The organism is Methanobrevibacter sp. (assembly GCF_045541095.1).
GTDB lineage: Archaea > Methanobacteriota > Methanobacteria > Methanobacteriales > Methanobacteriaceae > Methanocatella.
In genome coordinates, this window is sequence record NZ_JAZQIJ010000186.1 from 23,178 (window position 1) to 41,676 (window position 18,499).

The 18,499-nt window shown below is 36.3% G+C and carries 18 protein-coding genes; 6 read left to right on the plus strand and 12 right to left on the minus strand.

Going from position 1 to position 18,499, the window contains the following annotated elements:
* Positions 1-101 precede the first annotated feature (101 nt).
* The 5 genes from ACKI2P_RS07655 to ACKI2P_RS07675 all read right to left on the minus strand — a co-directional run bounded on the left by ACKI2P_RS07655 (position 102) and on the right by ACKI2P_RS07675 (position 4,950).
* Positions 102-884, minus strand: a complete 783-nt coding sequence (locus tag ACKI2P_RS07655; RefSeq protein WP_407376518.1) for a CPBP family intramembrane glutamic endopeptidase — start codon at positions 882-884, stop codon at positions 102-104.
* Between the two features lie 435 nt (positions 885-1,319).
* Positions 1,320-1,526: a hypothetical protein gene (locus ACKI2P_RS07660; RefSeq protein WP_407376520.1), complete on the minus strand. Its 207-nt coding sequence runs from the start codon at positions 1,524-1,526 to the stop codon at positions 1,320-1,322.
* A 29-nt stretch (positions 1,527-1,555) separates the two neighbouring features.
* Positions 1,556-2,179 (minus strand): CPBP family intramembrane glutamic endopeptidase, encoded by a 624-nt coding sequence (locus ACKI2P_RS07665; RefSeq protein WP_407376522.1) that lies wholly within the window; start codon positions 2,177-2,179, stop codon positions 1,556-1,558.
* 380 nt (positions 2,180-2,559) lie between these two features.
* Complete coding sequence (bsh, locus tag ACKI2P_RS07670; RefSeq protein WP_292748082.1) at positions 2,560-3,531, minus strand: choloylglycine hydrolase; 972 nt, start codon at positions 3,529-3,531, stop codon at positions 2,560-2,562.
* A gap of 9 nt (positions 3,532-3,540) precedes the next feature.
* Positions 3,541-4,950 (minus strand): nicotinate phosphoribosyltransferase, encoded by a 1,410-nt coding sequence (locus tag ACKI2P_RS07675; protein ID WP_407376524.1) that lies wholly within the window; start codon positions 4,948-4,950, stop codon positions 3,541-3,543.
* 308 nt (positions 4,951-5,258) lie between these two features.
* Between ACKI2P_RS07675 and ACKI2P_RS07680 the strand changes: the two genes are divergently transcribed.
* The 3 genes from ACKI2P_RS07680 to ACKI2P_RS07690 all read left to right on the plus strand — a co-directional run bounded on the left by ACKI2P_RS07680 (position 5,259) and on the right by ACKI2P_RS07690 (position 11,278).
* Positions 5,259-8,585, plus strand: a complete 3,327-nt coding sequence (locus tag ACKI2P_RS07680; protein WP_407376526.1) for a hypothetical protein — start codon at positions 5,259-5,261, stop codon at positions 8,583-8,585.
* A 144-nt stretch (positions 8,586-8,729) separates the two neighbouring features.
* Complete coding sequence (locus ACKI2P_RS07685; protein ID WP_407376528.1) at positions 8,730-10,910, plus strand: Ig-like domain-containing protein; 2,181 nt, start codon at positions 8,730-8,732, stop codon at positions 10,908-10,910.
* Positions 10,911-11,107: 197 nt separating this feature from the next.
* Positions 11,108-11,278, plus strand: coding sequence for a hypothetical protein (locus tag ACKI2P_RS07690; RefSeq protein WP_407376530.1), 171 nt, complete (start codon positions 11,108-11,110; stop codon positions 11,276-11,278).
* Between the two features lie 21 nt (positions 11,279-11,299).
* Here ACKI2P_RS07690 and ACKI2P_RS07695 read toward each other — a convergent pair whose 3' ends face one another.
* The 3 genes from ACKI2P_RS07695 to ACKI2P_RS07705 form a co-directional block, all read right to left on the minus strand.
* A complete protein-coding gene (locus tag ACKI2P_RS07695; protein WP_407376532.1) occupies positions 11,300-11,461 on the minus strand; it encodes a hypothetical protein in 162 nt (53 codons plus the stop codon).
* Between the two features lie 3 nt (positions 11,462-11,464).
* Complete coding sequence (locus ACKI2P_RS07700; RefSeq protein ID WP_407376534.1) at positions 11,465-11,671, minus strand: hypothetical protein; 207 nt, start codon at positions 11,669-11,671, stop codon at positions 11,465-11,467.
* Between the two features lie 173 nt (positions 11,672-11,844).
* Positions 11,845-12,405, minus strand: coding sequence for a hypothetical protein (locus ACKI2P_RS07705; protein ID WP_407376536.1), 561 nt, complete (start codon positions 12,403-12,405; stop codon positions 11,845-11,847).
* Positions 12,406-13,781: 1,376 nt separating this feature from the next.
* Here ACKI2P_RS07705 and ACKI2P_RS07710 point away from each other — a divergent pair.
* Positions 13,782-14,702: a hypothetical protein gene (locus ACKI2P_RS07710; RefSeq protein ID WP_407376537.1), complete on the plus strand. Its 921-nt coding sequence runs from the start codon at positions 13,782-13,784 to the stop codon at positions 14,700-14,702.
* Between the two features lie 16 nt (positions 14,703-14,718).
* Here the strand turns inward: ACKI2P_RS07710 and dmpI are convergent, their stop codons facing one another.
* The gene (dmpI, locus tag ACKI2P_RS07715; protein ID WP_407376539.1) at positions 14,719-14,907 is read right to left on the minus strand and encodes a 4-oxalocrotonate tautomerase DmpI; all 189 of its coding nucleotides are present in this window, start codon (positions 14,905-14,907) and stop codon (positions 14,719-14,721) included.
* A gap of 62 nt (positions 14,908-14,969) precedes the next feature.
* Between dmpI and ACKI2P_RS07720 the strand changes: the two genes are divergently transcribed.
* Both ACKI2P_RS07720 and ACKI2P_RS07725 read left to right on the plus strand, forming a co-directional pair.
* On the plus strand, positions 14,970-15,428 hold the full coding sequence (locus tag ACKI2P_RS07720) for a dCTP deaminase domain-containing protein (protein ID WP_407376541.1): 459 nt from the start codon (positions 14,970-14,972) through the stop codon (positions 15,426-15,428).
* A complete protein-coding gene (locus ACKI2P_RS07725; protein WP_407376543.1) occupies positions 15,425-16,957 on the plus strand; it encodes a thiamine pyrophosphate-binding protein in 1,533 nt (510 codons plus the stop codon). Before ACKI2P_RS07720 ends, ACKI2P_RS07725 begins: the two co-directional genes overlap by 4 nt.
* Here ACKI2P_RS07725 and ACKI2P_RS07730 read toward each other — a convergent pair.
* The 3 genes from ACKI2P_RS07730 to ACKI2P_RS07740 are packed head-to-tail and all read right to left on the minus strand — an operon-like array spanning position 16,950 to position 18,211.
* A complete protein-coding gene (locus ACKI2P_RS07730; protein ID WP_407376545.1) occupies positions 16,950-17,207 on the minus strand; it encodes a hypothetical protein in 258 nt (85 codons plus the stop codon). The genes ACKI2P_RS07725 and ACKI2P_RS07730 overlap by 8 nt on opposite strands.
* On the minus strand, positions 17,200-17,757 hold the full coding sequence (locus ACKI2P_RS07735) for a DUF2953 domain-containing protein (RefSeq protein ID WP_407376547.1): 558 nt from the start codon (positions 17,755-17,757) through the stop codon (positions 17,200-17,202). Before ACKI2P_RS07735 ends, ACKI2P_RS07730 begins: the two co-directional genes overlap by 8 nt.
* Positions 17,758-17,794: 37 nt before the next feature.
* A complete protein-coding gene (locus ACKI2P_RS07740; RefSeq protein ID WP_407376549.1) occupies positions 17,795-18,211 on the minus strand; it encodes a GerW family sporulation protein in 417 nt (138 codons plus the stop codon).
* Between the last annotated feature and the right edge of the window lie 288 nt (positions 18,212-18,499).

Consider the following 18,499-nt stretch of genomic DNA (forward strand, 5'->3'; position numbering starts at 1 on the left):
TAACTTTCTTCTTTTTTTTCAAACCAGCCATATCTTTTGCCAATGTATAAAATCAACGCACCACAGACCAGTTGCATTACTATATCTGCTAAAACCCCGTCCTATGTCGCAACTGATGATGTGGATGACACTCCAACGGCGCTCATGTATGCAACAAACAGGTTGTTTATTGTGTGAATTGCAGAGCTTGCCTCAAGGCCGTGTGTTTTCCAGCAGACAAATCCGTAAACTACTCCGCTTACAATAATTGAAAATACTCCGAGGGAGTTGTAGTCATGTGAAATTCCAAACAGTATGGCTTGGATTATTATTGCTATGATTGGAACCTTAATCCATGAACCCAGAGTCTGCATCAGGAGTCCTCTGTATACATACTCCTCTGCTATGCACTGTGCAGGCACGATTATCAAAAATAGAATTGCCGCAAGCGGTGTGAGATGGCTGATTCCACTGCCGTCTTCGCTTCCGGTAACATAAGATAGGATTTGGGCAATTATAAACACTACTAGAGGTATTGCAAGACATTTGATGTAAAGTTTCCATCTCCATCCTCCAAGTGACGATCCGTATGATGAAAATGGTCTGTCTTTCACGATTCTGTTTGCAATATAAAGTGATGGAATCAGGATTGCGATTAACAGGAATGAGATCAATGTTATGGCATTGCTGTCATCCAGGCTTTCATAGCTTCCGGTGACAGCTTCAACCATTCCCGGACCATATATTGCTGTTATTCCTGCAATTAATATTAACATGAATAACAGATAAAATATTCCGGTAATTGCTGCTGTAAGTATGGGTTTGTACCATCTGTAGTTTTCAAATTTTCTTGCAAATGTTATGTAATCGGGTATTTCATTTGTATGTTCGGGTATTGTTTTCACCTGGCTATTATATACTATTTATTTTTTCTATTTTTAATTTTGGGTATTTTTTTGAATTTATTTGAAATGATTTTTTTTCAAATAACAGTCTATTTTCACATATTTTTTCATGATTTTACAAATGCCTGGATTTTATTGTATCGTGAAATTCAAATTATAATTGCATTTTAAATATCTCAAAGCCGGATTTTTTTATAAAAACAGATTTCTAAGGGGTTAATATTATTCAGCATGGTGGAAAATAAGTTACTGTATGGGAATCTTTTGTGAGTAAATCGGATTTTTTACCACAATCATGATTTAAAATATTGTTTTTCAATTTTTTTTAAAATTAAAGTAAAATAATTTGAAAATTGGCATTTCAACTTAAATTTGTCTAAAAACCATTATCTGACATTTACACTTGAAATATACCTCTAAATGGTGTTGGATACCTCACTCATGTGAGGTAAACCAATCGTATTTTTTGCCGATATATAATATTAGAAATCCTGCAATGGCTGTGACTGCAACACCCATTAGGGAATCTATAATACTTGCCTGTGCATGGACTTGGGATAGTCCGAGCAGTGATAGATAAAATACGATTAAATTATTGGCGGAATGCAGTCCTGAACCTGCTTCGATACCATTGGTTTTCATTGCAATGTATCCGAAGATAATTCCGCTAACTAAATTGATGCCATTCCAAAGATATTGTAGGGATGCAGTGCAGCAAAAATCAATGTCGGCACAATCAATGCCACAATAGGCATGTTTGTCCAGGATCCTATTGTCTGCATTATGAATCCTCTAAATAGGTATTCTTCGGCAATACTCTGCAAAGGTATAATAATTAAAAATGTGATGAATGCGATTGCAGTCAACTGGTTTGTTCCATGCTCAAATCCATCTATAACTCCCACCAACATCATTAAAATAAAAATCACTGCGGCAGATATCAAAAAGGATTTGAGGTAAATCTTCCAGTCCCATCCTCCTCTGGATGATGAATATGATGAAAACGGTCGGTCCTTGATGATTCTGGATGCGATGTAGAGTGAAGGAATGAATGCTATAAGTGTCAAAAAGCCGAATATGTTTGCCGCATCGAAATTGTTTATGCCCTCATAGCCCATTGTCAGCTTTGCACCAAATTGGTCTCCGAAGACGCCCATAAAGATAACGCTTATGATTGAAACAATTACCACATATGCGATAATGCCGACAATTGCGACAAATAGGGGCTTATACCATTTGTAATTTTCAAATGTTCGTCCAAATGTTATGTAATCTTGAATTTGATTATCTTTCATAATTTTTCCCCAATAGTTAATTTTTATATTAATTATTTAAATTTTTTTGACGATTTTTTAAGTTTAAGTGATTTTTAGCTTTTTCCAGTATGAAAAAATTTTGAGAGTAAATGCAGATTTTTGGAGTTTTTTCAAAAATAGGGATGTTTTGTGTGGGATTTTTCCAAATCATCATTTTCATGCATGTTTATATCAAAAAAAGTTTTGTTCATTGAATGTGTTTGATATTTAATCCTGAAGAAAAATCAGGAAATTAACAGGTTAAATAAATTCTTAAAGGATAGTACACTAAAATACAATTTAATATTTTCATAATACTGATTTAAAGTATTATAATGAAATTCTTAAATTGACGGCATTGTTTAAAAAAAAGGAAATATTTAATTAATGAAGTTGAATTGCTCTTCATTAATCAAAAGATAATTTATCAGTTCAGATGAATCAAGATTCTCCCGATACAAATCGACTGCTGTGATTTGTGAGTTATGGTATGTCCTGTAATACAGGATTGCCTTGTTGGTGTTGTAGCAGGAAGTGTATATTGTGTATTCATACAAATCAGGATCATCTATGAATGTGCAGCCGTTCTGCTGCTCGACTGAGCCAAGAATATGGAAAAACTGACCTACACTGCTTGCCTCATCATTATCCGAATAGGAATTTGCACGGGTAAATGCAACCTTTGCAAATCTTGAAGCTGATGACAAGTCACCCGGAAGGCCTATCGCACCCATACCTCTTGAGTACTCCTCCAAATCCACACCAAATGTGTTTTCAGGATTTTTGTTAGATAAACCCCTGTAATTATTCAGGTAAAACAGCTGCTTGTCAAAAGGAGGATTGTTGGTCAAAACACCTACAGGATTGTCATAGACCTTCAGACCGTCGGCCAAGGGTTCAACGACAATGGATTCAACCTCATCAGAAATCATCCAGTGAAGCGGGGACAGTGGAAGCTCATCGGCAAAGTTAATGTTTACAAGATTGATTTTTCCTAATGCCTCACGGGCTTCAGACACACTGGAGCAGGTCCCAAGCAGATAAGGAATCAGTTCAAAAGGAGTGATATTAACCATATCCTCTTCAAATTCCCTGTAGACTGCATTTCCAGCAAAGTTCAGACCTGCAATAGCCAATCCCTTTTCATTGCATGCATCATAATATAATGGATACTCGTCAATGCCTGCAGCTATTCCGATTATAGCGTAATGGGTTTTAATATCATCTATTTTTCTGAATTTAAGCTCATACTTTCTTGGAGTAACGGTTACCCTTTCGTTATAGGATATTTCATAGTCAAAGTTACGGCCAAAATAATGATTGTCAGTTATATAATTGCTTGCTGTGCACATTTTATCACCTTATAAGAAATTTGAATATTTCAAAGCCCTTTGCTTGATATCTGCAAAGGTATCATCAATCAGCAGTTCTCCGTCTTTAAATACGGTCTGAAGGTAATCTTCACCTTCACTATCAATTGGAACTGTTCTGAATGAATTGTTCTCTCTTATTAGCTTAAATCTTCCGGTCTTTGATTTTTTACTTGAATCAAGAGGATTCTTGAATATGTCATGCCAGACACCGTTACGCAATTGGGCTGAACATTTGAATGCGTTTCTCTGGGTGTCACGATTGACGGCTGTGTGCAGTCCTCCGCCCATACCGAATATGATGTTCTGGGCGGCCCATCCGGCTGATTTCATGGCAAACAATATGTCACGGATTTTCTGATAGTTCAGTCCGTCACCCCATAAGAGTCCTATGTTCAAGTCAAAGACCTTATAGCCCTTGTCGGTGAGATGGCTTCCAAAGCCTTCAGAAAGCAGATTCAGACAATCAATGGTTGTGGATACAGGTTCACCGCTGTCCGGCCTGAATACGACCTTGTTATCCTCACCATCCAGGAAATTCAGAATGGCCTCATTCAGCTCTGTTCCAGATTTTCCGGATTCTTCGAGGAAGTTCCTGTAGTTGTATGAATCTATAACCAGTGACAGCACTCCATCCTTTGCATTATCGATTACATTGAGAATCTGTGAAATTTCACCTTCAGGACCGAGAGATGTCATTACGCTGTGTTCGGTTGCCTGGACGGAAAATCCGTATAGATTGGAATCGTTGTAATAGTTTTCAGGTATTGTCAGTGCCGCAATGGTGTCTGTCCCTGAAAAGCTGAGCAGATGAGCTGATCCGGAAAGCATTGAGGATTCGGTTGAAGTTGCACCCCTGTATCCGAAATCATGGAGCATGAAGTCAAGATTATCCTTAACGGAACCTGTCACTTCAAGATAGAAATTGCACAGTTTTCTGACCTCTGCTGAGAGAGTTGCAACAGTTGAAGGGTACCAGACCTGCAACAAAAGAGGTTCCAAGTAATTAGGCAGCCAATAAGACTTGTCATCGGTGTTTTCGACTGTCATCAGTGCATTTCCCACATCAACAGGAGTTCCTTCCGCAACTGCCTTTATTTCAATCGGCAAATGGCCGTCATGTTCATCCAAAATATATTGCCAGCCATCCCTGTTGAAGATATCCGGACCGATATGATTGGCAATCAGGTTATCGGCTTCGTCAATTTTTTCCTGAGTGACAATCTGGCCTTCAAGATATTTCTTGAGGATATATTGAAGTCCGTAAAAAATTGTTTTGTTAAACTCAGCACCTACTCTACTTTCAAGATATGAATAAATCTTTTCAGTGCCTTTAGGATAGAAATAGTGATGAGTTACCTTATAACTGTCTGTTAAAAGACAAATGTTGTTTTCTATCATAATATCACTTTTTAATAGATATTAGATAGTTGAATAATATAAATGTTACGAAAAAAAGACAATGCCGTCAATTTAAGAATTTCATAATTTTTTTATCTTTTTGATTTTTTATATATCTCTTTTTTCATGTTAATCTGTAGTTCATATTGAATTTTCTTGCAGATGTAGGTCTTCTGGGTGATTTTCTATTTTTTCTAATTTTTTCAGGTGATTTGGAGCATAATTTGATTATTTTTTATTGAATATAGTAGAGTTCATGAAAATGCTTTAAAAATTTTTTTATATTATGTTAAATAGACTATTTAACAATGAAAATGAAGGTTTTTATGGTCGGCATAATAATTATTCTTATGCTGGCAGTGGGGAGTGTAAACGCCAATGAAAACGTCACTCATGATGCATTGGCGCAGGATTGTGATGCTGAGGTTATTGGCGATGACTACAAGGAATATAAGGAAGGAAGCGGTACTCATGATTTTAAAATGGATGTGAGCTGGCCTGGAAAGGTGCGGATTGGTGAGGAATTCAATATAAATTTCACCCTTCCCGAAGACATTGATGAAAACTCAAAGATAGTACTCTACATCAATGACCAGAGGGTAGATGACGGGCTTGATGCGGCAGATGAGGATCAGTATCCTTTCATGTTTGAAAATGCAGGGACATTTTCCCTGAAGCTAAAATTCATGGGAGATGACTATTACGCTCCAAAAACATCCGCAAGAGCCTATATGCTGAATCCTGAAGACTATGTCTTTGACTGCGAATTCGGTGAGGAAATCATCTACGGCGCTGAAAACAATGTCACAATCACACTTCCGGAAGACGCCACCGGAAACATCAACGTCAACGGATACGTCTACACATTGGATGATGAAACCGGCTATGTATCAATACCTCTGACCAACTTGAACCTTGGCGAAAACATTATTCCAATCACCTACAGCGGAAACTCCAAATATCCGTCCAAAAAAATCACTTCTTCCATCAATGTCATAACAAAAGTTCTCTATGATTTCAGCATGGATTATGACAATGTGGAATTTATCCTGAACCTTCCGGGAAATCCCAGCGGAACCTTCACCGTCACTGTTGATAATGCCATTACAAAATCTTCCAGATTTACTAATGGGGTAAGCAGAATCAAATTTGATAATTTGCCACTGGGACTGCATATTTTCACCCCTACATATACGGGCAGTGACTTCAATTTGGACTTTTCATCACAAAGTGAAATGCCTTTTGATGTGGTTCCAAAAATTATCGCCGACAGCTTCAGGACAGTAAACGATGAAAACTACATATATGTCGAGTTTCCTCAAGACTTCCAAACAACCGTCAACATCACCCTGCTGAAATCCGCCAGCGAATATTCAGAACCGAACGTATACGGGAATCCGATCCATCAGGTAATGAACGGGTCTGCGGCAAACTTCTCATTCGGAAAATTATCTCCGGGATACTATCAGTATGAAATTTCATATAAGGTGAACAACTATACCTGGGACGTATACGACAGAATTTTGGCAGGATACATTACAAAACCTCTCAAACTCGATATAAATCCGCAAAAGGTTGCCGTGGCCGATGAGGATGAGGTTCAAATCATCTTCACACATGACAGGGGTGTTGAAGGAACAGTGGCATTATATGCCGATGGAGTTTATGTGGATGAGGTTTTCCTGGAGCCTAACGCCATAAAAACAGTGTTCATCCTGGAAGAATACAAATTCAAGATGGGAGAAAACGTATTTACTGCAGTGTTTGAAGGGGATAACCAATTCGCTCCTGTAACAAAGACTTTCAAAATCGATGCCACATATGCACGTTTCGATATTCCAGAAGCAATCGTCATAAATGAAAAAGACTCAATCACATTGCATGCGCTTAAGAACGCCACAGGATATCTGACAATTTATGTCGGAGGACAACTGCTGGATAAAGTCGAGCTTGAAGACGGTCAGGCATCAATCAGTCTGGCTGATTTGAAATTCGATACATATGATGTCAAAGTGGTCTATGAAGGCGGAAACTATCCGTCAATATCACAGTCACTTAAAATCAAGGTAACATACACCCTGGCCATGGAGGATGAAAGCTATATCTATGGTGGAGAAAACATTTACACAATCATTTTGCCTGAAGAACTCTCATCAGCAGGTCTTGAAGTTAAAATCGACAACAAAACATATTCATACAGTCAGGATGAAAACTATGTCTATGTGGATGTTTCCCTTTTGGATTTGGGGGTTCATGTTATTGAAGCGTCACATCCTGGAAGCAGCAAATTCTACCCTATAAATGTTGAAAGAACAATTGACGTTGGAGCGGAAATCGTAATTCCCGATGAAGTCGTTTTGGGAAGTGATGCGGAAATCTATCTGATATTGCCGAACTATCCGGAAGGATATCTTGTTGCGGAATATTTCGACCCTTCACAGGGAGGTAATACAAAATCAATTATGGGATTCAGCGACCTGGATGACTATAGATCCATTGCAAGGATTCCGCTTTCAGTTTTGGAATATGTGGGAGATTATGAGTTCAGGATGTCTTATGACGGGACTGATTTTGACGTTCCCGCCAAAACTGAAACCGTCAGGGTTTCATTCAACATCACATTTAAAGAAGAGCTTGAGTTCGGACAAACCCAAATCATCGAGGTGGACCTGCCGGGCATTTCAGGAAGCATGGCATTTTATCTCAATGGTGAATATTACCGTTCATATATCTTCACAGGTGGTGGGGCGGTGGTTACTCTTAGAACCCTGGAGGTCGGAACATATGAATTCTACATTACCGGTGAAGACAGCAGCGATGATTTTGACTATGAAGGCACATTTGCGGTTTATCCTAAAATTACAGTTCCTAAAACAGTAATTGATGGCGCAGGTTCTATCAAGATAGATCCTGGTGATTACGGGGAAGGATATGTGACAGTTTATGTTGATGGTGAGGAATTCGCATTTCTTGAACTGGAAGGCGGTGAAACATCCCTCAGCCTTAAAAACCTTGCTTCTGGAAGTCATGAGATTGAAGTCGAGTATGAAAGCTTTGAAGACTACTATTACAGCGAGACATACACACTCAGCGTTAAAAAATCTTCAATCATTGCAAAGGACATGTCCATGAGTTATCTTGACGGTTCCAAGTTCAAGGTTCAAATCAGGGATATCAACGGCAATGCTGTTGGGTCAGGTCAGGCAGTGAAATTCTACGTTGCAGGAAAGCTTTACAAGACTTCAAAAACCGACAAGAACGGATATGCATATGTTGTTTTGACTCACGTGCCTAAAACTTATACGGTGAAGGTCGTCTATAAGGCCACAACTGTCTCCAAAAAGGTAACTGTCAAACAGATTCTTTCAATTAAAAAAGTCACTCCAAAAAGGTCAGCAAAAAGCCTTGTTCTGACAGCTACCCTTAAAAAGGTCAAGGGAAAGTATCTCAAAAACAAAAAGATCACTTTCAAGTTCAACGGCAAGAAATACTATTCCAAAACCAATTCCAAGGGTGTTGCAAAAGTAACAATTAAAAAAGCCGTGTTATCCAAACTCAAAGTGGGTAAAAAGATTACTTATCAGGCCACCTATGTAAAAAGCACAGTCAAACAGACAGTGAAGGTTAAAAGATAACTGATTGGACACATTCTCTTTTGAGATGTGCTCACTATTTTTTTTCATACTCAATTATTTTCTAATATGCTATTTTTTATAAGTTTAAATAATGTGATTTGTGATTTCATAATTTTATATACTTCGGATGTCAAAATATATAATATGTATACTCGAAGCATGAAATCAAAAATTATTCTAATTTCTATATTTTTCATCGCTTTTTTAGCAGTATCATCAGTCAATGCGGCTGATAACACTACTGTCGAGGATATAAACGTTACTTTTGACAGTCAAGTTTATAAAGAGGATTTAGGATATATTGAAGTTGAAATACCGGAAAATACAAGTGGTAATCTTAAAGCTACAATCAATGATGTCGAGTTCTACAACGAAAACGTCACATCAAGTGTTCAGATTCCAGTAAGCATTCCCGACAGAGCCTTTCCTGTGGTTGTTCCAAACAAGCTGACAGACCACAGGTCATTTAGTCTCTATCTTTATTTCAACAATATGGAAATCAAATCCAACCATACTCTTAATGTCATGTTTTATCCTCCTGACTATGAGATTCCAGCATTTCCAGATGAAATCCTGCAGTATGACGATTCCTTCTATCCTGCTCTGATTCTTCCTGAATTAATGAACGGAACATTGGACATATATGTCGACGGAGAGTTTAGGGAATCACTCCAGACAAGGCAGTTTTTGGTTCTAAATGCTACTTATTTCAACTCTTTAGCTTTAGGAAACCACACGTTCAGAGCCGTGTTTTCAGGAGATAAGTACTACAAAAAGTTCGATAAAACATTCAATTTTACAGTAGTTGATATGACTATCCACATACCGTCAAGAATAATCTTGGACCATGATGACTGTATTGTGGCAAAGACACTCAATAATACTGATGGTATTGTGACAATCTATGTGGATGGTGAGGCTGTATTTAAAGATTCTTTGGATAAGTATGGTGAGTTCTTATATTCCCTGTTTGATGATGTGACTTGCGGCCAGCATTTGGTTGAAGTGGAATACATCGCAAAGAATTTTACAAAATCAAAAAAAGCTGTTGTGAATGTGGAATATTATTTGGACATTATCGGTTCCGCCAACTACAGGTATGGCGAAGATGTTGAACTTTCAGTAATTTTCCCGTCAGATGCAAAAAAACAATTCATTAAAATTGCACTTGATGGTGTCGAAATTAAAAAATTCACCCTTGATAGGGATGGCTGGGTCAATTTGAACCTCAATAAACTGGCAGCCGGAAACCACAGCTTAAGATATAGCTATGAGGGAGATAAAAAGTACAACAATCTCTCAGATGAGTTTAATTTCACAGTTTCCTATTCAATTGACGCAACAGTTTTCCTATTCTTCAACGAAAACCATTATGTGGCACTGACACTCCCGGATGATGCTTCAGGCAAACTTGAAGTTTATATAAATGACGAATTGTTTGCAAGTTCAAAACTTAATGACGGCGATGCGGTTATTCCTATAGAAAATCTGATTCCTGGAGAATACAGGCTTCTTGCAAAATACACAGGCGATGACTACAACGTAAGCGATGTTGATAAAACCTTCATTGTAAAACCGGATATAACCTGTCCTTATGAGGTACTCTGCGGTGAAGACAAACAGGTTACAGTCATAGGTTCTAAAAACGTAAATGCAACCGCAACCTTCATGATTGGCATGAAAAACTATACTGTCCAGTTCAAAAATGGAAAAGCCAGTTTTTCACTTAAAGATCTGAAAGTCGGTGAACATGATGTGGATGTCAGATACCAGGATGAAAACGGATTTTCCTGCATGGTGTATTCATTTGTTGATGTTTTAAAACCAAGCGTTAAAATCAGCAACGTGAAAACAGTATACACTCAAAATGGAAAAGTCAAAGTCTATGCTGGTGGCAATCCTGCCAAAAACGTTTATGTTACTTTCAGGATAGCCAAAAAAACTTTGAAGGTAAAAACAGACAAGAACGGTGTTGCAATCCTTAAAACCTCACAGCTGAAACCTGGAACATACACAATCACTGCCAGCTATTTGGGTGCAAAATCTACCAAAAAACTAACAGTAAAACATATAATTACTTTAAATAATGTAAAAGTTAAAAAATCAACCAAAAAGGTAACCTTAAAGGTCAAACTATCCAAAAAACTCAAAAACAAGCAAATCAAATTCAAGTTCAACGGCAAGACAATGAAGGCAAAAACTGACAAGAACGGAATTGCCAAGGTCACATTCAAGAACTTAAAGCTCAAGGCCGGAAAACGTGTTGCATATTCTGCAACTTATCTGAAGGATACCGTTAAAAAAACCATTAAAGTGGGGAAATAGCTAATTTACTTTTCCCTTTTTTCTTATTTTTTCTTAAAACCATTTTTTAGCCTAAAAATCAATGCAACCAAGCACTTTCGAAAAAGTTTATATATCTCATTGATTATAGTTAATTTTGAAAAGTGTTGATTTAATGTGATAATATGAATAACAAAATTGCAATACTACTGTTAGTTCTTATAGTATGTTCAGTAATTATGGTTGCATCATGTATTGCCGCTTCCAGCGAACATGCTGCAGTCTCACATCACCACAACTATTCTGTACATGGGCATTTTACAAAAAAGTTCGATGCGAACAATTTTGCAATGCATCCTCATGGTGTGGTGAACTTTTGCGCTGGCGACTTTGAGGCTTTAATAAGCTGAACTTTTTTTCTTTTCTTTTTTTTATGTTGCCAAATATGTAATCAATCCTATTATATCTGGAATCCAGTCGTATATCAGATGGGATATGTATGAAACAAAAACATTCTTAGTTTTAATATATAAAAGCACGTCAAATATTGATCCGAGCCCCTGAACAATCAGAACTTTTATAAGAGAGCCCATCTCTCAACCCTCGTGTGCGGCTCCGAATATCATCAGGGTTATAAATACTGCAATCACCATTGATATCCTGCGGTTTTTACTAATTCTATATATGACTGCCATCAGAAGAATCAGCATAAATACCTTATAGAGTTCTTCTCCCACCAACTGAATCATAAGGCCGATTGCATTTTCGATATTAAATGCTAAATCTGATGAAAAGCTTTGCATCGTTATACCGGAGGCCATTCCAAGGAGTATTACAATAACAACCAATATCTCAGAAAAAATTAGCTGGATATTGTGTAGAGTATTATGCTTTTGATGTCCTGACGCCTTATTTTTCTAAAAAACATCGAAAGTTTTCCCTTGCTTAATCCATGGAAATTTTTCTCTAATTGGCACTAGTTAAGATATCCTTCATTTTCGAAGTGTTCATTGATTTTAAGGTAAAAATCCTCTGAAGTGAAGTTGAAATCCTGATTGAATGATTTGTATGCAAGCTGACAATCCTTTTCGAGATTATAATTGAAATCAGGGCATCTGCTGAAAAATTCCCTAAAGCAGTCGACAGAATGCGCAGGCAAGGTAACTTCATCAAATGTGATCTTATCGATTGTCATTTTCAAAGAGATTGAAAGAACTGTTAACTGAAGTGATGTTGCATATGCGTCATAATAATCTCCATAATCAAGATTTACATTGAAATAAATCAGAAAATTGACCAGCACATGTGAAATCCAAATCAATGAATTGGGCTGGAATTTTTCCAGCTGCAAATCTGTGAACTTGAAAATCAAATCCTTCAAATTTTTCTCATTATTGTCTTCACAATAGTCTACAAATTCCTCAAATGAGTAATTTGTCAGATATTTGGTATATGCTTCCTTGATTTTGCTGTCACAGGGATGTTTGGAAATTTTTTTCAAGTCCTTGCGCCTTAATTGTTTTGGATATGTAAACATGATTTCAAACTGATATTCAATTGCTAAAAATAATCAATTAATATTATATCGTAACTAGTTAAAATTTTTTCACAATGTTGATGTCATTTCAAACATTTCATCAGAGAAGTTTAATCATGTCTTTTAATCAAATTCATTCTTATATTTATTTTTTCATTTTTTATTCAATTATATATTGTTTTATGAGGTTTTAAGATGTAAGTGAGCGCTTACAGTCGAAAATCTTTATATATGGTCGAGTTCATATAATAAATTGAAAACACAGAGTTGTGTTACTTAATAGAAGGTGATAAACATGATTAAAAAAATTAGAAGGAACAGGATTAGAAAAATAAGGTCACATGATATCAAAATTAATACTTCTGGACTTTATCTTGGTGATATGGTGATCTATTAATGTTATTTTGCGTGTGATATTTGTATTGGGGGTTAAAAGAGGATTTTAACCCTAACAAATAATTTTATAAGGAAAATGGTGATTATTATGATAAAAGATTTCAAGTCAAACAAAACTGCTGAGGATTTTATTAAATTGCCTGATGGTCATTGGTTTAGAAAATGGACAATATTCTGAATTTAAATGCAGGATGTCTTGACCTGCATCATTTTTTCCTATTTTTTTTAACAATTTTATTTTATTGATGTTTTTTGATTATTTGTTTGGTATATCTATTAAATATGAACTTTTTTGTGGGGTTTTTCTGCATCGGCGATATGATTGATTTAATCTTTATTTGTGCGATCTCTTAATTTTCATTAAATTGTGTTTTTTTGTTTGTTCTTTTTTTGTTGTGTTTTATTTTTTCATCGAATGTTTTTTAATTGTTTTTTGTGGTTTTTAAGATGTAAGTGTGCGCTTGCAGTCGAAAATCTTTATATATGGGTGTGTTCATATAATAAATTGAAAACACAAAAGTGTTTCGAGGGTTTATGAATTTGGTGATTATTATGATTAAGGATTTCAAGTCAAACAAAACTGCTGAGGATTTTATTAAATTGCCTGATGGTCATTGGTTTAGAAAATGGACAATATTCTGAATTTAAATGCAGGAGGTCATGACCTGCATCACTTTTTTCCTATTTTTCAACAATCTTATTATTTTTTAATGTTTTAGACAACAATTGTTGTTAAAACCTGTTTACACAATCTTTATATATCTGTTTTTGTATACATTCAACTAGAGATGCATTTGCTCTCGGGTTTGCATAAATAATTTTTGGGGTTCAAATCATGTCAAAAGATTCTAAAAAGGACAGTATTCTTGTGTCCAAATTAAAACAGAAATCAGTTCCTGTGCCTAAAAAATAATTTCTCACTATTTTTTTCTTATTTTCTTATAAATACATTTATTAATTTTTAAAACAAAAATATTGCTATGCCTGAAAAGTATATCAGACAAAACAAGAATTCATGCCTCATAGTCAAAAATTCCAAGACTTATGCCAAAGTATCCAATCTGGATGATGCGATTTTTATAAGGGAAATGCTTATTGGCAATGTTTGGGATTTGTCAAAAACGCCGCAAACAGTCAAAAAAGAGGATAATTATCTGGTTTTAACAGTTTATGATGACAAGATTTACATTCTCGCCAAATACAAAACACTTCCTGACAGCAAAACCATCGAAAAACTAGTCAAAAAACATGAAAGAAATCCAAACAACTCAAAATATGGCCTTAATATCACAAAAATCTTTGAAACTTACGTAATCACAAAACAGATTGCAGGCGATGAGTATATTTTCGGATATTATGACATCCTGGAGGATGCGGAGTTTGTAAGAAACTTCCTTCTTGACCATATGTGGGATGTCAGCCAATTTGAGACGGTCAACTACTGTGAGGATTCAGATGACTATAAGGTGGTCAGGGTAATCGACGACAAGGTATATGTCCTTGATTCGTTTTTCTCAAAAAACATAGATTTGAACAAGGTTTACGGAGATTTTCTATCCAAAATATCAAAGCATAAGTATGGTCTTGAAATCCATCCTCATCTGGATGAACTGACTGATAAAATTCCCGAACTTGAACGTGAGCTCAATGTTAAGGCTACAGACAACACCTGGGATTTTTCAAATGTTTCTGATGATCCGTTAAACGAAATGATATTTAATCTGACTCCATTTCAGAAAAGCGTATATGATGTGGTTGACGATTCGGGATTGGAGGATATAAAAAAGGCGTTAATCAGATACAGGTCAAAAAATTTTGATGAAAAAATTCAAAAACACCTAATCGAACTTGTAAATATGGGTCTGATTGAAAAACAGGGTGAAATATATATTAAAAAATAAAATTGAAGGGAATTGACTATTCCCTGTCACTTAATAGTTTGCCGGCCACTCCAATGCTTTCCTTTGGATAGGCTTCAACTAAAACGGTTATTGCTTCAATTGGCAAGTCATATGCGTCTGCTACAACTTGTGATACTTTTTCAACCATTTCTCTTTTCTTTTCTACAGATATTCCGTCATTTCCTGCGATTGTAATTACTGGCATGTTATCACCATTTAAAATTTATTAATGTTATACTATATATAATTAGTATAGGTTTTGATATTATGCTAGGCGAAAAAGAATTGGTTAAACTCTTTCCGGATTTCAGGGACTTGGTACAGCCATCCGGAATAGATTTGGAACTCGACAAGATTTATGTTCAAAAATCAGGAGGCTCTCTTATAGACAATGATAAGGAACTGCCTGAAATTGAAGAGCTTGAAGGGGAAATCTACACCCTAAAGCCCCACACTGCCTATCTGGCAAGCATCAAAAGAAAGGTCAAAATCCCGAAAGGATACACAATGCTTTACCTTCCACGCTCAACACTTCTGAGATCTTTCATTTCAGTTCAGACCGCTGTGGGAGATCCGGGTTTTTACGGAACACTGATGTTCATGATTTACAATCATGGTGAATATGAATACAAAATAAAGTCAGGTGACAGAATAGCTCAGGCAGTCGTATTTCCGGTTGAAGGTTCAGGAGAATACAACGGGTCATATCAGGAGGCCGAAGAGTGAACGTTGCAGACAAACTGGTTGAAATCCTTGCCGAAGAGGGAATCTGCGATGTATTCGGAATACCTGGCGAGCAGATAATGCCTCTTTATAGGGCACTTTCAAAATCCAACATCAATCACATCCTAACACGTCATGAACAGGCTGCAGCCCATGCCGCCGATGCATATACAAGGGCAAGCGGTAAGATTGGTGTGTGCATTTCAACAGCATCTCCGGGAGCGCTGAATTTCACAATGGCCCTGGCAACTGCATACAAGGACAACGTTCCGATACTGGTTTTGACTGCTGACAATGAGCTAAAATACCGAAAAACCGATCATTTCCAGACAACTCCTCAATTTGAAATCTTCCAGCATATCACTCAAACATCATATAATCCATTAAACGGAACTGAGGCCGTATTCAATCTAAGGGCTGCAATATATGAGCTTAAAAACAATCCTAAAGGTCCGGTTCATATCAATTTTGCAAAGGATGTCCTGCTGGCGGAAGAATTTGAAGACTTTGACTTGTGTTATCTGTGTGAGGATGACATGTCCAACATCTCCAAGGCTCAGGAGCTTATAGATTCATCCGAAAAGCCTATTTTTATATTGGGAGCAGGTGCAATCTCACAAAAGGACAGAATCGGGGAAATTTCAAGAAAATATGAAATTCCTGTCACCACAACATTTCATGGAAAGGGCATAATATCAGAAATGGACGATTTGAATCTCGGTTTTGCAGGAATCAGGGCTACACCTCAGTCAAAATATGCAATTGAAAAAGCGGACTGCATAATCGCTCTTGGAATCAAGGCCAGTGAAAGGACACTGCCTGAAATTCCGGACAATCTGATTCATGTAAACATAAACAGGGATGTTCTGGTTGGTGATTATCAGATTCACGGTAAAGTTGAAGACTTTTTAAATCAGATAACTTTCCATAAGGTTGACTGGCTTGGCGAAATTTTAAAAGTAGACTATCATGTGGAAATTGAAGGTCTTGATGATGATATGGCTCCGCAAGCGGCAATAAAACGGATTTTTGATAAGTATGGGGATAATATCGTTGCATGCGGTGCCGGAAGCCACACCACTTGGGCAACATTACTGAAAAAATCAACAAGACCCGGACAGTTTCTCTTTCCGGGGTCAATGGCTCCGATGGGATACGGACTTCCCGCCGCAATCGGTGCGGGCATAGCAACCGGCGAGAAAATAATTCTCATCAATGGAGATGGGGACTTCCAGATGAATCTTCAGGAGCTTGCAACCCTGAAAAACAACAATCTGGATGTTTTGGTTTTCATCATCAACAATTCGGAGTTTGGCATAATCAGGCAATGGCAGGAGCAGTTTTATGGCATGGAACCCTACCAGATTAAACTTGAAAATCCGGACTTTATAAAATTGGCTTCAAGCTATCATATTGATGCTGTAAAAGTAGATAATCTTTCAGATTTGGAATATATTCTTGAAAAGGATTTGAAGGGTCCGATGATTGTTGAGGTGGTCTGCAGAAGTGAGGACATCCCTCTTCCTAAATGATTTTTCTTTTCACATATTCCTTAATAATTTCATTTATTTCATATGTCCTATCTAGGGGTGCGAATAAATATTCGCCATTTTCTTTAAAAATTATTCCCTCAGGTTTTATGGATGCCGATGAGATGTTGTCATTGAAAGTCATGATCTTGCTTTTGAATACAAATGTAAATCCGCAGAGTGTCTTGAAGTGATACTTGGTTATGTTTTTTATATTGAATGCGTCTTCAAGAAACTTCTCTATTTCATCCATTTCTAACACCTTTAATCAGTTCTCTTATTTCTTTTTTTGAAATCAGCCTTATTGCGGAGGGCATAATTTTCAGGATATTTATGTCAAGTTCATTGTGGCCATGTCCGTCAAGAACACTTCCGTTAAAGCTAGGTTCGGCACTTAATCTTGCATTTTTATGAACGCTGTTTACAACAGAAAGTACTGCCCAGATGTATCCGATATATTCTCCAGTGTCGCTGTAGGAGTCCATACCGAAAATTATGTGGTTTTGTAGTTTTTTGATTTTTATGCAGTTGGCTGTGGACTTTATGAATTCTTTAAAGTATTCAAAGCAGGGTTTTGCCAGATTGAATATTTTCTTGATGTCTCTTTCACTTTCATCATCTGAATCTTCTGATTTATCCTCGTCTTGTGAGTCTTTTGATGGAAAGTCAAGAGAGTAAACTTTGATTTTTTTTAAAATAAGTATTTTTAAACATCCTTTAAATTCGGAGCCTTTTTTGTTATATATTAATGTGATTTTAACTCCAATGAACAGTAAAATAATGATAAAAATGATGATTATCAAAATAATCATCAACAGGATGTTTAACATGTAGTTATTCCTATTCGTCTATTTTTTCATCGTATGTACTGTAATCTGGTTCAATGTATTCTGATTCGTCGTAAACGGTGGTTTGTGATCCAAGATAGTTTTTAACGATATCTGTTATAATCAATCCTAAATCAGACAGTGCTTTATTGGTTTCAGTTCCTTTACTTAAGTCGAGTACACGAACTCCTTCAGCATCATTTCCTTTTTTAGGAATCATTACCATGGATATAGGTTCAACACCTGCACCTGCACCGGCTACATCATTTCCTTCGTTTCCGAAGACGCTTTCACCAACTCCAAATCCTACTCCCATTCTCATAACTGGAATAAGGATTTTATCTTCAGTTTCAATTGGTGAACCGATTACATTGTCTACATTAATAAGTTTACGTAATTCTTCAACAGTTGTCTTAAGATTGTCTGCCATAGTTTCACATCCTAGTTAAGTATATAATATTATGTTTTTGGTTAATATATAATTTAGTGGTTGAAGTTATAACTTTTAAAGTATTACTTTTTTTACAATTGAGACATACGTTTCAAGTGTAACTTTTATCTTCCAACTTATAACTTATACATTGAGAGGTGCATTTCAAGTGTAACTTCTCACTTATAACTTCTAATATGTAAAAAATATATTACTTATAACTTATTATTAATTTTCAAAAAAATAGACTTATAACTTATAACTAAAATTTTTCAAAAAATAAAAAAA

Bases quoted from the DNA above. Each gene is read 5' to 3' on its own strand.
- ACKI2P_RS07705 (WP_407376536.1), bottom strand. From the start codon at position 12,405: ATGTTTACATATCCAAAACAATTAAGGCGCAAGGACTTGAAAAAAATT.
- ACKI2P_RS07675 (WP_407376524.1), bottom strand. From the start codon at position 4,950: ATGATAGAAAACAACATTTGTCTTTTAACAGACAGTTATAAGGTAACT.
- dmpI (WP_407376539.1), bottom strand. From the start codon at position 14,907: ATGCCAGTAATTACAATCGCAGGAAATGACGGAATATCTGTAGAAAAG.
- bsh (WP_292748082.1), bottom strand. From the start codon at position 3,531: ATGTGCACAGCAAGCAATTATATAACTGACAATCATTATTTTGGCCGT.
- ACKI2P_RS07690 (WP_407376530.1), top strand. From the start codon at position 11,108: ATGGTTGCATCATGTATTGCCGCTTCCAGCGAACATGCTGCAGTCTCA.
- ACKI2P_RS07665 (WP_407376522.1), bottom strand. From the start codon at position 2,179: ATGAAAGATAATCAAATTCAAGATTACATAACATTTGGACGAACATTT.
- ACKI2P_RS07720 (WP_407376541.1), top strand. From the start codon at position 14,970: ATGCTAGGCGAAAAAGAATTGGTTAAACTCTTTCCGGATTTCAGGGAC.
- ACKI2P_RS07710 (WP_407376537.1), top strand. From the start codon at position 13,782: ATGCCTGAAAAGTATATCAGACAAAACAAGAATTCATGCCTCATAGTC.
- ACKI2P_RS07685 (WP_407376528.1), top strand. From the start codon at position 8,730: ATGTATACTCGAAGCATGAAATCAAAAATTATTCTAATTTCTATATTT.
- ACKI2P_RS07700 (WP_407376534.1), bottom strand. From the start codon at position 11,671: ATGCAAAGCTTTTCATCAGATTTAGCATTTAATATCGAAAATGCAATC.
- ACKI2P_RS07695 (WP_407376532.1), bottom strand. From the start codon at position 11,461: ATGGGCTCTCTTATAAAAGTTCTGATTGTTCAGGGGCTCGGATCAATA.
- ACKI2P_RS07730 (WP_407376545.1), bottom strand. From the start codon at position 17,207: ATGGATGAAATAGAGAAGTTTCTTGAAGACGCATTCAATATAAAAAAC.
- ACKI2P_RS07740 (WP_407376549.1), bottom strand. From the start codon at position 18,211: ATGGCAGACAATCTTAAGACAACTGTTGAAGAATTACGTAAACTTATT.
- ACKI2P_RS07660 (WP_407376520.1), bottom strand. From the start codon at position 1,526: ATGAAAACCAATGGTATCGAAGCAGGTTCAGGACTGCATTCCGCCAAT.
- ACKI2P_RS07680 (WP_407376526.1), top strand. From the start codon at position 5,259: ATGAAAATGAAGGTTTTTATGGTCGGCATAATAATTATTCTTATGCTG.